The 13780-nt window shown below is 51.9% G+C and carries 12 protein-coding genes and 1 riboswitch; of the genes, 5 read left to right on the plus strand and 7 right to left on the minus strand.

Annotated features, from left to right (window positions below):
- Window positions 1–3: 3 nt before the first annotated feature.
- Window positions 4–101: riboswitch (purine riboswitch) on the minus strand.
- Between the two features lie 85 nt (window positions 102–186).
- On the minus strand, window positions 187–933 hold the full coding sequence (gene gpmA, locus ACR9FF_RS08875; protein ID WP_435170418.1) for a 2,3-diphosphoglycerate-dependent phosphoglycerate mutase: 747 nt from the start codon (window positions 931–933) through the stop codon (window positions 187–189).
- Window positions 934–1045: 112 nt separating this feature from the next.
- Window positions 1046–2290, minus strand: coding sequence for an MFS transporter (locus ACR9FF_RS08880; RefSeq protein WP_435170420.1), 1245 nt, complete (start codon window positions 2288–2290; stop codon window positions 1046–1048).
- A gap of 226 nt (window positions 2291–2516) precedes the next feature.
- On the opposite strand from ACR9FF_RS08880, the gene ACR9FF_RS08885 reads away from it, so the two are divergent.
- Complete coding sequence (locus ACR9FF_RS08885) at window positions 2517–3704, plus strand: NAD(P)/FAD-dependent oxidoreductase (RefSeq protein WP_435170422.1); 1188 nt, start codon at window positions 2517–2519, stop codon at window positions 3702–3704.
- Window positions 3705–3715: 11 nt separating this feature from the next.
- The gene (locus ACR9FF_RS08890; RefSeq protein WP_127495959.1) at window positions 3716–4570 is read left to right on the plus strand and encodes an RNA polymerase sigma-70 factor; all 855 of its coding nucleotides are present in this window, start codon (window positions 3716–3718) and stop codon (window positions 4568–4570) included.
- A 46-nt stretch (window positions 4571–4616) separates the two neighbouring features.
- Here ACR9FF_RS08890 and ACR9FF_RS08895 read toward each other — a convergent pair whose 3' ends face one another.
- Complete coding sequence (locus ACR9FF_RS08895) at window positions 4617–5717, minus strand: Gfo/Idh/MocA family protein (protein ID WP_127495958.1); 1101 nt, start codon at window positions 5715–5717, stop codon at window positions 4617–4619.
- A 231-nt stretch (window positions 5718–5948) separates the two neighbouring features.
- Here ACR9FF_RS08895 and ACR9FF_RS08900 point away from each other — a divergent pair, with 231 nt between their 5' ends.
- Window positions 5949–6941, plus strand: coding sequence for a Gfo/Idh/MocA family protein (locus ACR9FF_RS08900; protein ID WP_435170424.1), 993 nt, complete (start codon window positions 5949–5951; stop codon window positions 6939–6941).
- Window positions 6925–7935, plus strand: a complete 1011-nt coding sequence (locus ACR9FF_RS08905; protein WP_307719640.1) for an AraC family transcriptional regulator — start codon at window positions 6925–6927, stop codon at window positions 7933–7935. Before ACR9FF_RS08900 ends, ACR9FF_RS08905 begins: the two co-directional genes overlap by 17 nt.
- A gap of 43 nt (window positions 7936–7978) precedes the next feature.
- Here ACR9FF_RS08905 and ACR9FF_RS08910 read toward each other — a convergent pair whose 3' ends face one another.
- Entirely contained in the window at window positions 7979–8497 is a 519-nt protein-coding gene (locus tag ACR9FF_RS08910) for a helix-turn-helix domain-containing protein (RefSeq protein ID WP_435170427.1), read from the minus strand.
- Between the two features lie 328 nt (window positions 8498–8825).
- On the opposite strand from ACR9FF_RS08910, the gene ACR9FF_RS08915 reads away from it, so the two are divergent.
- Window positions 8826–10175 carry an MFS transporter gene (locus ACR9FF_RS08915; RefSeq protein WP_435170429.1) on the plus strand — a complete coding sequence of 450 codons (1350 nt, stop codon included), beginning with the start codon at window positions 8826–8828 and terminating at the stop codon, window positions 10173–10175.
- A gap of 65 nt (window positions 10176–10240) precedes the next feature.
- Here ACR9FF_RS08915 and udk read toward each other — a convergent pair whose 3' ends face one another.
- The 3 genes from udk to ACR9FF_RS08930 are packed head-to-tail and all read right to left on the minus strand — an operon-like array spanning window position 10241 to window position 13759.
- Window positions 10241–10849, minus strand: a complete 609-nt coding sequence (udk, locus tag ACR9FF_RS08920) for a uridine kinase (protein WP_127495954.1) — start codon at window positions 10847–10849, stop codon at window positions 10241–10243.
- Between the two features lie 53 nt (window positions 10850–10902).
- On the minus strand, window positions 10903–12528 hold the full coding sequence (locus ACR9FF_RS08925) for a xylulokinase (RefSeq protein WP_435170431.1): 1626 nt from the start codon (window positions 12526–12528) through the stop codon (window positions 10903–10905).
- 22 nt (window positions 12529–12550) lie between these two features.
- The gene (locus tag ACR9FF_RS08930; protein WP_435170433.1) at window positions 12551–13759 is read right to left on the minus strand and encodes an MFS transporter; all 1209 of its coding nucleotides are present in this window, start codon (window positions 13757–13759) and stop codon (window positions 12551–12553) included.
- Window positions 13760–13780: the final 21 nt, after the last annotated feature.

Here is a 13780-nt window from a genome sequence, read left to right on the forward strand (position 1 = left end):
CGATGCTGAAAGAAGCATGCTGGTAATCGGGAGTTTACGGTTCCCGGTAGAAACCCCCGGCCCGTATTGCCGAGGTTATACGCAATATTGGATTCTATTGTAGAAGATGGACAACGGGAATGCAACTGCTTATTTAGAATTCTCCGGATTGAACGCGTTCCGCCGCTAAAGGACGGCGAAGCCGTTTCACCTTGTCGCAGGAGCGATATGCGTCGGAATCTGGCCGTTCGGATACGGCCCTTCCCAGCCGAGATAGTAATGGCGGATCGGCTTCAGTTCATCATCCAGCTCGTACACAAGCGGAATACCTGTCGGGATATTCAGATCTGCAATGCCGTCCGGCGGTATCTGGTCCAAATATTTAACCAACGCCCGCAGCGTGTTCCCGTGAGCGGCTATAATAACCTGTTTTCCGGAGGAAACAGCGGGAGCGATTTCGGCGTTCCAATACCTCAGAACCCGTGCCTCCGTGTCTTCCAGGTTTTCCGTTAACGGAAACTCGCCTTCCTTGAGTCCGATGTAACGAGGGTCGGCAGCAACGTATCGCGGGTCGGTTACATCGAGTGCCGGAGGACGGACATCAACCGATCTGCGCCATAAATGCACCTGCTCCTCTCCGTATTTGGCGGCGGTTTCCGCCTTGTTCAGCCCTTGCAGCGCGCCGTAATGCCGTTCGTTCAGCAACCAGCTTTTCTGCTCCGGTATCCATAAGAGATCCATCTCGTGAAGGATAATCCATAAGGTTCGGATGGCGCGTTTCAAGACGGAGGTATAGGCGGCGTCGAAGACGTATCCGTGTTTTTTCAGGATTTCTCCGGCTTCCCGGGCTTCATCCAGACCTTGCGTTGACAGGTCCACATCGGTCCAGCCCGTGAACCGATTCTCGACATTCCATACGCTTTGCCCATGGCGGATCAGGACGATTTTTTTCATGAGGCACCTCCTTTCCAAAGTTTGCTTATCTCTATAATGTTTCCAATCGAGAAAAAAAACAAGCCAACCCGGTTAAAATCGGGTCAGCTTGTTCCAAATTTTTATTAACTTATCAATGCGCTTCGGCCTGGTCGACATGCTTCAGATGTTTATGGTTGAATGCAATGAGGATAACGGCCAGGATAACAAAGCCGCCGCCGATATAGAACGGGGCATGGAAATCGAACCATTCGGCGAATTTGACCGCGTAATACGGAGCAAGCGCGCCGCCGATGAAGCGAAGGAAGCTGTATGCCGCGGAAGCGGTTGGCCGTTCGACCGGAGCGGCGTTCATAACGGCTGTCGTGATAAGGGTATTATTGTTGCCAAGGAAAGCCCCTGCAAGAATAACCATGCAGATGACGACCGCTTTTTCCGTTGTCCAATAGCCCATCGCAAACAAGGTGCAAGCGAATAGAACAAGCTGAATGCACATCGATTTGATTGTGCCCGAACGTCTTTGCAGCTTAGGAGCCATAAAGACGGAAGTGAATGCCAGAAGCAGACCCCAGCCCAGGAAGACATAACCAAGTCCGTGAACGTCCAGATGATGCAGATGGCCAAGCACCAGCGCGGCATACACGAGAAGAGTAAAGAATCCGAAGTTGTAAAGCGCCGCGGAAAGGCCAAAGATCAGAAGGGCGCGGTGCTTCAAGGCACGGAACGGATCGAGTATGGAAGCTTTCTTTTTCACCGCAGGAGCAGCAGGAGTTTTGGCCTTCGGCATCATGAAGGTGATCAAGCAGAAAGCGACAATCATTAAGCAGGCGACGCCGTAGAACGGGCTGCGCCATGAGATGGCGCCAAGCTCTCCGCCAAGAAGCGGACCTACGGAGATGCCTAGACCTACGGCAACCTCAAACAAAATAATCGATTTGGCAACGCCAACGCGGGATAAGGAAACAATGGCGGACAGCGCGGTTGCGACAAAAAACGCATTGCCAAGACCCCAGCCGGCGCGCAGCCATACGATGGACATGACATTGTCGACGCTTCCGGCAAGCGCGGAAAATATAGCGATGAGGACTATACCGGCAAGCAGCATTTTTTTCGTGCCAAGCTTGGAGGAAATAACGCCGGTTACCAGCATGGCTACGGCCATGACGGCATTGTAGCTCGTAAAGAGAAGCGTAAGGTCGCTGTCGGACGCGTGAAGCTGATCCTTCATCATCGGCAGGATCGGGTCTACCAGACCAAGGCCCATAAAGGCAATAATGCTTGCGAATGCAATCGCCCATACGGCGATCGGCTGGTTGAACATGGACTCGGCGGATTTAAGCGGAGCCGCGGCTGCTGCTGGTCTAGCAGTTGAAGACATATTCGTGTTATCCCTCTCTTTAAATAAATTGGTATAGTCTCTTTGAAACGGATGCAGTAAACGAAACAATCGTATCGCCACATTAATCTTTACGTCAACGTTAACTTTGTGCTAATGGTTGGCTTGAGACGAAGGATACGTTATTTTTGCAATTGATAAATCCGGTGTCACAAACAAAGACCTCTCCTCGTTCTATTTGCAAAAGCATTTAGAGGAGAGATCATCTATGACGGAATGGACAGTGGTTGTCATTGGCGGCGGGTATGCGGGAATTCATGCGGTAAAAGCGGTTTGGAAGCAGTATGGCGCTCATGCGGAAGGACGGAAGCTTCGCCTTCTATTATTGGATCCGAATCCTTACCATCTGCGCAAGGTGCTCTTGTTCAAGCCGGCGGTAGGGGCTGACAAGATTACGGTACCGTGGAAGCAAATTTTGCCGGAAGCGGCCGAACACGTGCAAGGAAAAGCACGGCATGTGCATGCGGATGAAAAGATGCTCGAATATGAAGATGCGGAAGGCAACTCCGTACGGCTTGCTTATGACACGCTGGTTATTGCGGTTGGCAGCGTAGCCCGCGAGACGGAGTCCGGTCTTGGGGGCATATCCCTTACGGGAATGGAGTCGGCTGTCCGAATCAGGGAAGCATGGGGCTATAATATGCAGGCTACAAGGGTGGAAAACAACGCGGAGGAACGCCGTCGCTTGCTCACGGCAGCCGTGGCCGGAGCGGGAATTACCGGCATTGAGACGGCCTCGGAGTTAGCGTACGCCATGAGAGAAGAAGCAGCCAGACAGGGACTTAACCCGCAAGAAATCCGGGTCCATCTGCTGAATGCCCAGGATCGTTTGTTTCGGGAGGGACCAATGAAGGCAAGCCGCAAGCTGGAGGAGGAGCTGGCGAAATGCGGCGTATCCGTGCATCATCGTTGCAAAGCGGTACGAGAGGAGTACGGCAATCTCATGCTCTCAAGCGGTGATGCCCTACCCGTTGGCCTTACGGTTTGGACGCTGGGTCTTGTTCCGAATCCGGCTATTCGCAGCTTTGGGCTGCCCGTAACGAAGGATGGCAGGCTTATCGTGGACGAATGCTACCGTGTGAAGGATGCCCGTGGCGTGTATGCCATTGGGGATTGCGCGTTTATCGTGGATCCGGATAACGGTGAAGCCGCCCGAATGACCTGCAAAGAGGCGATTCTGCAGGCACAGCGATTAGGCAAAATCATTGCGGCGGACAAAACCGGCAGCGAGGCTCCCCGCCATAAACAGGTGATGGATGGCTTTACGATTGGACTTGGTCCGGGACGGGGAATGACATGGACGCGCAAATGGGGGCTTGATATAATCATTTCGGGAAGTTTATCTTATAAAATCAAACGTTTCGTCTGGGATTACGCGAGTATGCTGAAATCATAAGGAGACGTCATATGATTGAGCTGTATGAACGTTATAAAGGCTTGTTGTTCAGCCTTGCTTACCAGTTAACCGGCTCGGCCGCCGATGCGGAGGATGCGGTTCAGGACGTATTCCTGAAGGTGCAGAATATGAACCCGGATAAGCTGCACGAGCCCAAAGCGTATTTGTGCAAAATGATAACGAATCGATGCCTGGATCATCTTCGTTCGGCAAGGGTTCGCCGGGAGCAATACGTCGGTCCTTGGCTGCCTGAGCCAATAGCACAATACTACGATGGCGGACTGGAGGAAGTGGTTCGCCATGACCTGCTGTCCTACGCGATGCTTGCTCTGCTCGAAAGGCTGTCGCCTTCGGAACGGGCCGTATTCGTTCTGCGCGAAGCGCTTGGGTTCGATTATCCCGCTATTGCCGAATTAACGGGAAAAAGCGAGCAAAACTGCCGCAAGCTGATGAGCCGTGCTAGAGCTAAGATGGGAATAACGGAAGAAGAGCTGCAATCTGGCGGTACAATCGAGCAGGCGTGGATAAACCGGTTCGTAGCGGCCTTATCCGAAGGCGAGGTCGACACCGTGCTGTCCATGCTGGCGGAAGATGCCGTGCTTATCTCCGACGGAGGAGGCAAGGCGTCGGCGGCTGTCCGGCCAATCGAGTCAAGGGAGCGCGTGGCGCAGTTCCTGCTGGGCATTTTCCGCAAATCCCAGATTACGAGCCATATGACGGTAGAGGTAAAGCCGCTAAACGGAGAACCCGCCTTCGTATTCCGGCAGGAAGGAATCGTGGATTCGGTCGTATTTCTTGAGCAGCGCGAAGGTGTTCTTCACCGGTTGTTTATCGTCCGCAACCCGGATAAGCTTCACAATGTATAAAAAAAACGGTTGTGCTTGTTGGAAACAGGCACAACCGTTTTTTTATTTATTTCGCTACTTTTTCGCGATTGAGGTATACCGTCTCGCCAGTGCGGGCGGATTCGTAAATCGCTTCCAAGATTTCGGTTACGACAAGAGCTTGCTCGGCTTTTACAACCAGATCCGTATCGTTCAGGATTGCGTTGATCCAAGCTGCGCATTCCACGTCGATATCGCGCTCCGAAGCGCCGTCATAGAACGCTACGCCGCCGGCGGAAAGGTCGATTTCTTTAACGAACAGACGGCTGTTCTCTTCGCCGTTGATGCGAAGGCCGTTCTTCATGTCCGCGCCGCCTTCCGTACCGCAAAGCGTACATTTTGCTTCGTCGATATCAAGCGTATTCAGCGCCCAGCTTGCTTCAAGCGTGATCGTTGCACCGTTCTCCATCTTGATAAAGCCTACAGCGGAATCTTCTACCGTAAATTTCGCAGGATCCCATGGGCCCCAAGCGTTAGCGGCATTTTCTTTCGATCCAAGCTTATGGAATACGGAGCCCGTAACGGAAACCGGCTTGTAGTTGTCCATCATCCACAGCGTCAGGTCAAGCGCGTGAGTACCGATATCGATAAGCGGTCCGCCGCCTTGTTTCTCTTCGTCGAGGAATACGCCCCAAGTCGGAACCGCGCGGCGACGGATCGCATGAGCGCGTGCATAGTAGATTTCGCCCAGCTCGCCTTGCTCGCAAACCTTTTTGAGGACTTGGCTGTCCGGACGGAAACGGTTGTTGTAACCGATGGTCAGCTTTTTGCCCGTGCGCTTCGCGGCATCCAGCATAGCTCTTGCTTCAGCAGCCGTCTTAGCCATTGGCTTTTCGCACATAACATGCTTGCCGGCTTCAAGGGAATCTATCGTAATAAAGGAGTGCGAGTCATTAGGCGTTAATACATGCACAACATCGATCGACGGATCGGCAATCAGCTCGCGGTAATCCGCGTATACTTTCGAGCCTTCAGCGCCGTATTTTTGGGATGCTTCTTCAGCGCGTTCCACTACAACGTCGCAAAAGGCAACGATTTCAACATTCTTGTTCTTGCTGAGTGCAGGAAGATGCTTGCCATTCGCGATACCGCCGCAGCCGATGATGCCAACCTTCAGTAATTTACTCATGTCCAGCCTCCGATTAATTGGATTTATATAAAAAGGTGTTTATGCCATTACTATAGGTTTGACCGATATTTAGAGTCAATAAGGCTATAAAAAAGTTCTTGTCTGTGTCGTATAATTATAGTCATAATGTCTTTATGTTCTAGTTTTACTTTGGTAAATGGTGTGCTACCTTAGAAATAAGTCGCAAATATGTAGTTATCCCAAATAATCGGTCTGAGGAGTGGAAGTTATATGATTAGAGTCGCAATGTTAAGTTATTGGCATGTTCACGCATGGGATTATACGAGAGAGGCGCAAGCGCATCCGGATACGGAAATCGTAGCGGTATGGGATGAAATTCCGGCTAGAGGCGAAGAAGCAGCTTCCAAGCTGGGCGTTCCTTTCTTCTCCAATCTGGATGAACTCCTCGCTCGCGAAGATATTGACGGAGTGATCGTGGACGCGCCTTCCAATATTCACCGCGAGGTTATGGTCAAAGCCGCTCAAGCCGGCAAGCATATCTTTACGGAAAAAGTGTTGGCGCTTACAACGAAGGAAGTTAACGAGATCCTAGCGGCAGTGGAAGAAGCGGGCGTGAAGCTGACCGTATCGCTGCCAAGACTTAACGACTGGTATACGCCTTCCATTCAGAACGTGCTGGAATCCGGCATTCTGGGCAAAGTTACCTTGACTCGCGTCCGCTTGTCCCATAACGGCGCAACCGCAAACTGGCTTCCTGAGCATTTCTACAACCTGGAGCAATGCGGCGGCGGCGCACTAATCGACCTTGGCTGCCATCCGATGTATTTGACTAGACTGTTCCTTGGCGAAATGCCGGTTCAGGTTCAAGCTTCGTACGGTTACGTTACCGGCAAAGACGTAGAGGATAACGCGGTATCCATTCTCACGACGGCCGGCGGCGCAATCGGTATCGTGGAAGCGGGCTTCGTAAATGCCCATTCGCCATTCACGATCGAGATTCATGGCACGGAAGGCTCGCTCTTGTACGGTACGCCGGAAGACCGCATTCTGGTCCGCAGCAATAAGAACGGCGAATCGGAGTGGACGGAAGCGGATAAGGCAAGCGGCCGCATCAAGGCATTCGAGCAATGGGCTGACCATATCCGGAACAATACGGTTGCAGCAGAGAACATCCGCATGGCGCAGGATCTGACGGCGCTTATGGAAGCATCTAACCGCTCGGTTGCTGAGAAGCGGGCTGTACGTATTGAAGAAATCCGCTAATACGATGACTGGCATGGATGAACGGGAGCAGATCGTGGAGTCAGACAGCAAGGTAAGCGCAAGACCGTATCCTTATGCCATTATGAAAGAAAAGATGGACGCGCTCGAACGGCTTGATCTGCATTTCAGATGGGGACGTTACGGGATCAGGGTGCTCAAATGGCATCTGACCACCTTTAAGCCCGGACAGCTGATCAAATTCCACAAGCATTCGGAGTTTGAATTCCACTTCGTGCCGCGCGGCAAAGGAACGGTCACCTTGATTGACCATATTTACAAGCTGAACAGCGGCATGTTTTATTTGACCGGTCCCGGCGTTGTGCATCAGCAAACGGCGGATAACCGTTCCGGCATGGAAGAGCTGTGCCTGCATGTGGATATCACGCGTCTGCCGGACGGAGAGGAACGGGAAGAATGGGGCTCGGAGTGGGAAAATAAAGAGTCGGAAGCCTGTATTCAGGCGCTGACCGATTTTCCGCTTCGCCCGTTTATGGATCAGCATGATGCCATGACATGCTTCCTGCAGGCTTACATGGCTTGGCGATCCGGCGAGCTTGGGGCTTATACGACGATCCGCCAGTCCTTGATTCAAATCTTGCTGCGCGCCGCCAAAGCGACCGTTGACCGGGATGGCCAGCAGATGCTTCCGGCGCGGGATATACAAGCGCATCGCTTCGAGATGGCGCAGCAATATATTTACGACAATTACGCAAGACCGCTGACCCTGCAGGAGGTTGCGGACCGGATCCAGATCAGCACGAGGCAGCTGCAGCGCGTCTTTCACCGATACGGGGTCAGCTCCTTCAGCAGCTATTTGGAGGATTTCCGGCTGCAGCGCATTTGCGAGGAACTGGTCGAGACCTCGAATACGGTGGAGTCCATCGCGGTTAACCATGGTTTTACGAATACCAACTACCTGTTCCAGGTGTTCAAGAAAAAGATGGGGATGACACCGCTCGCTTATCGTCAGCGCCATCAGTTAACGAGCGTATAAGTGCAAAGGACAAGCCGGAATTGGCTTGTCCTTTTTTTGTTTTTCATCCAATGACGGCCATGTCCTTCTTGTATTGCGAAGGCAGCATGCCGGTCCATTTCTTGAACGTCTTCGTAAAATGAGCCTCGTCGTAATACCCGACTTCCTTGGCAACGGAATGGATTTTCATATCGCTGGCCTGCAGCAGTGCTTTGGCCTTCTCGATCCGGTATTGATGGACATAATCGAGAAAGTTAACGCCAAGCTCCTGTTTGAACAACGTGGAAAGATAGGTGCTTGAGACAAACAAAGCCTTGGCGACTCCGGCCAAAGTCATCCCGTGATCGGCATAGGAGGCTTCGATGGCTTCCAATGCCTGCTGAACCTTGCGCTTTGGCGTACGATGCGGGTTCAAGCTTAGCTTGCGATACAATTTAGAACCTTGATTAAATTGCTGCTCCAAAGCCTTTAACGCTTCTTTATAAGAAAAATACAGCTGATGTACATTTGGTTTGGGCAGGCCGAAGGTAACGCTAGCGATTATTTTCAAATATTGCTGCTCCAAATTTTTTACTTCTTCCATGGCTCCCGAAAGACAATTTGTAAGATGATCAAATAAGTGCTTCATTTCTTCATACGGTAATTCATTCATTGGTAAAGCTGAATGGTTGAGACGGAGATGTTCCTTTTCCGCAACGAACAGCTTTGGCATAACATGCCTCCTCACCGTTTATGGAATCGATTACATTTCACTCTTTACTATAAATTGCAAATGGAAAAATGGCTATGCCCAATGTTTTAGCTTTATAGCGTTTTAATGTTCTTCGTTTTTTTGAGGCGGGGTTGAAACCTTGCTTCGCCTTTTTTTGTGTTATACTGAACAAAGTAAAGTAACTTCGCAGGGAAACAAGGTGGACAACTTGAATGACAGAATCGTAATGCCCGTGTGGATGCTGGGCTTGTTTGTCGTGGTCATGAATACGACCATGTTTAACGTCTCGGTGCCAAGTATAATTAACGATCTCGGAATTACTTCGGATCTCGGCTCATGGATCGTATCCAGCTATTCGATCGGTTATGCCCTATCAACGGTGATTTACAGCCGCTTGTCGGATATCGCTCCCATACGCAGGCTGGTAGCGATTGGGCTGCTTATATTGGGTCTTTCTTCGGTGCTTGGAATCTTTGCCCATAATTTCGCTCTGCTGCTGACGGCGCGGATTCTTCAATCGGCGGGAGCGGGGACGATGGCCGGACTTGGGCTTGTATTAGCCAGCCGCTATATCCCGGTCGAACGAAGAGGCCGGGCGATCTCGATGATCGCGGCCGGCAGCGCAATGGCGTTTGGTCTTGGGCCGATTGTAGGCGGCGTCATCAGCGAATATTTTGGCTGGAACGGCTTGTTTGTGGTCACTTGCCTGGTGCTGGCTATATTGCCGGTCTTGCTGAAGCTGCTGCCGAAGGAAAATCCGCAGCCGGCCAGCTTTGACTATTGGGGGGCCGCATGGACCGTTATTAATGCGACTTCCTTACTGATAGCGGTAACGCAACAATCCGTCATCTGGCTTCTAGTCAGCGTGATTACGATTGTGATTCACGTGCTCCATATCCGGAAGGCGAAGGGCAACGGAACCTTCGTGAATCCGGAAGTGTTCCGCCAGCCCGGTTATATCCGGCTGCTTGTGGTAGGCTTCTGCCTGCTTATCATTAACCTGGGCAACCTGTTCCTCATGCCGCTTGTCCTCGCGAATCTGTTCCATAAATCGGAGATGCTGATTGGCTTCCTGATTGCTCCGGGTGCTATTCTATCGGCGGTATTAACGCCATTTGTCGGGCGCTGGCTGGACCGGTACGGCAATGTCCGGTTCCTGTTTATCGGGACAGCGGTCTTGACGGCCGTAATGGCTTTGTTTATGACGGCTCTCGGAAGCTCGCCTTTTGTTATCATGTGCGGGTATTTGCTGTTCTCGCCGGCATTCTCGGCAACGCTGGCCTCTCTCAATAACCAGACCTCCAGCATTTTGCCAAGGCATTTGATCGGCTCCGGCATGGGGATGATGCAGCTCATTCAATTTTTCGGAGGCTCCTTGTCGGTGGCCATCTGCGGACTATTGCTCCATAAGATGAGCAGCATTACGCTGGAGCACGCCTATAACCATGTCTATCAGCTGCTGTTCGTATGCCCAATCATAGCGATTGTGATGTTAGGCTGGTATTACTCGTCTTACCGTAAAAAAGTACAAGCTCAAAAGCTTGTTTAATGTTTTCGTCCATGCCAATCTGGTAGAAAAGGGCTGTCCCAAAGCGGGACAGCCCTTTCGTATGTTTAGAAATATTTCTCCATAAGGATGGACAGCATCTGAATGCCTACTTCGTTCTGTCCGCCTTCGGGAATAATGATGTCGGCGTATTTTTTGGACGGCTCGATAAAGGCTTCATGCATCGGTTTAACCGTCTTCAAGTATTGATCGTGAATCGATTGAATGGAACGGCCGCGCTCTTCAATATCCCGCAGCACGCGGCGGAGGATGCGGACATCCGGATCGGTGTCCACAAACACCTTGATATCGAGCATCGCGCGCAAATTTTCATCGGACAGCACATGAAGTCCTTCTATAACGATGATTTTGCAAGGTTTCAGCGCAACCGTCTTATCCTTAAACCGGGAGTGGTTTGGAAAATCGTAGACCGGAGCTTCGGCCGCCTGCCCGGATTTCAACTGCTTCAAATGCTCGATTAAGAGCTCGTTGTCAAAAACAAGAGGATGATCATAGTTCAGACCTTCGCGCTCGGCAAAACTCAAATGCGGATGATCCTTGTAATAATTATCTTGCGAGATAAAAGTGACCTTATCTTCGCCAAGCCGTTCAATAACGGAGCGTGCTACCGAGGTTTTCCCCGAACCGGTGCCGCCAGCGATACCAATAATAAGCATAGTTGTTCTTAAAGCCTCCTAAATGTGTAAAGCCCGTCAATTCAAGTATTGTATCATAGCGAGGCACGAAAAACATCTGAATCGCCTTTGAGATTATTTAGGATGCCAAATGCTTTTTTATTTCGGCTGTACAAGGACTTGAATACCCCGAAGTACGTATCATAGATAGCTTTGTTCCTGGGATTGGGCGTATAGGAGGCGCGTACCGGCACGAAAGATTTGGCTGCGTCCAGGTCTGGAACGATGCCAAGTCCAACGGCCGCGGTAATGGCTGCCCCGATGGCACCGGCATTTTGCGGACTGTCAACCGTCTCGATCGTCCGTCCCAGAATATCGGCGAGAATCTGGCAGGTAAGCGGGGCAAGCGCGCCGCCTCCGACAAAACGGATCGCCCGGGAGGTCGTAATCTTCCGGTCTTGCGCTTCGAGCTGCCACCGGAGATGGTAACAGATGCCTTCCAGCACGGCATGAATGAGCTCGGTTTTCCCCGTTTCAATGCTGATATTGAAAAACAAGCCCCGTGCGTGCGCGTCCTCAAACGGACAACGGTTGCCATGCAGCCAAGGCGTAAAGATAACGCCGTTGCTGCCCGCGGGCACGTCTTTGATCGCATGCATCATGTAATCGTATAGGCTGCGGTACATCGTTTCCTGGGAGTCGGATACTTGTTTTTTCTCCAAATAGATGCCGATTTCATCCAAGGCCAGATGGTTTTTGACCCATTCCAGGCATTTGCCCGCCGTCTCCAGCTCGCAGAAATAATGATAATGCTTCGGCCTTGCTCCTACAATGGAAGCGATCATGCTGCCCGCATCGATAATCTGACGGTTCACAACCGTCGATACCCAGCCGGATGTACCCAGGTAAATATGCGTATCGCCTTCCGCAACCGCACCGGCTCCCACGCCGATAAGAGAGGCATCGCCTCCTCCGCCGAATACGGGCGTGCCCTCCGTAAGCCCGAGCTCCGCGGCAGCCCCGGCGGTTAATAATCCGGCCATTGCCGTGGACGGAATCACCTTTGGAAAATGCTCGTTCCGGACGCCGAACATCCGGCACATTTCCTTGCTGAACCGGTTGTTTCTCGCGTCGTACAGCAGCGTAGCATAAGCGGTGTCCTCGGTCATGACAAATTCGCCCGTACATTTGAAGAGCAGATATTCCTTGACGTCCAGCCACTTGTGAACGCGGCGGAACACCTCGGGTTCATGCCGCTGCACCCACCGATATTTCCAGACGGGATCCTTGACGCTGGCCGGAACGGCGCGGGTGATTGCAAGCGACTTAAGCAGCTTGAATACATTGGCCCCGGCAATTTGAATACCATGCCTGATTCCTTTGCGGTGCTCCTCGGCAGCCCGGGTATCCATGTAGCTCATTGCTTTGCGGACCGGCTCGCCTTGTTCGTCGACAAGCACTAGACCTTGCATTTGGGCGCAAAAAGAGATGCCGCTAATCTGCGAGGCTGGGATGCTGCTCGTCTCCAGCACCTGCCTTGTTGTTGCCCTCATCGCCTGCCACCAGTCCGCCGGATTCTGCTCCGCGCCGCCATTGTCCAGAATCGTAAGCTCATAGCCATGCAGAGCGCTGGCCACAAGCGACACGGAGGGGGACAGATCGTAAAGACAAGTTTTGACGCCGGAGGTTCCTATATCGTAAGTGAGCACGTAAGCACTCATTTGCTGCACCCGCCTTTACCTTTTACATGGACTGATTGGTATCTTCCTCCTTGGCCTGGTAGGCCGATTCCGGAATGCGCAGCGTAACGGGAAGCAAAGCGGCCGTCAGCACGACAAACAGCAGCATCGGCCAGACGATAGACTCCAGTGCTTCGTTCAGAACTTCAAACAGATAAACGAAAGCAATGCCGGAAACCTGCCCCATCAGCAAAATCATGCCAAGCGAAGTGCCTTCCCGAACGGGATAAGCAAGCTCCGAGCCATGCTGGAACAAGATCGGGGCAACGCCCATAATGGCGAAGCCCGCAAGTCCGGCAATAACGGTTACCGGCACGAACTGTTCCGCAAAGGTTAATCCCAAGTAGGCAGGAATGAGCAGCGTAATGGCCGCGATAAAAAAAGGCGCCCGAATCCGGTGTCTATCCGACAGGATCGGCAGAGCAATTGCGCCAATAATCCCGGCGACGATAAATACGGCGCCAACAAGTCCGGCTTCCTCGGATGTAAATCCCCGGGGAGTAAGGATCGTTTCCAGCAGGGTAAGAATCGTGTTGAAGATGCCGATGCAGATAAAGCTGACAAGCAGGATAAGAAAATAGCTTTTGTTCTCGACAAGAAGACCAATCGATTGGAAGCGCAAGACCTCTTGTCGGGGGGCTGTGTCGGTCAAGGAAGCGGGAGGTTTCACGAAAACAAACGCAGCGGCGAGACCTGCGGCAGCAATCGCAAACGCCGCGAACAACATAAACAGGCCGGGGATGCCGGAAGCTTCCGCGATTGCGGGAGCAAGCGCCATCGGAACGATAAATCCGATATACTGGGCAAGCGTCAGAATGCCGGCTGCCGTCGATCTCTCCTGCTGCGGGAACCAGTCCGAGGCTACTTTTGTAGCGATATTAAGCAGGAAGGGCTGCCCGATCGCCAGAATGAACTGGAAGATCAGGACAAGCGTAAAATCCTCCGCATACAAGGCGCGCAATAAGCTAAATACGGCAGTCAGACCTGCGCCGATCAGCAGGGAAGCTTTGTATCCCCATTTGTCTATTACCCAGGAGGCGGGCATGGAGAATAAGATAAACATGATCATAAAGCTCATGGAGCATAACGTGACGGACATGCTGCCCACGCCGTAATAGTCTTCCGCCAAGCTCGAGATTGGCGCGAGGGAGAGCCACATCATTTCGGTCGATACGATAACCGGGACGATCGATAAAAGAATGATCCATTTCATGAGGAAGATTCTTTTAATAAC

Source organism: Paenibacillus glycanilyticus (genome assembly GCF_051200795.1).
GTDB classification, from domain to species: Bacteria; Bacillota; Bacilli; order Paenibacillales; family Paenibacillaceae; genus Pristimantibacillus; species Pristimantibacillus glycanilyticus.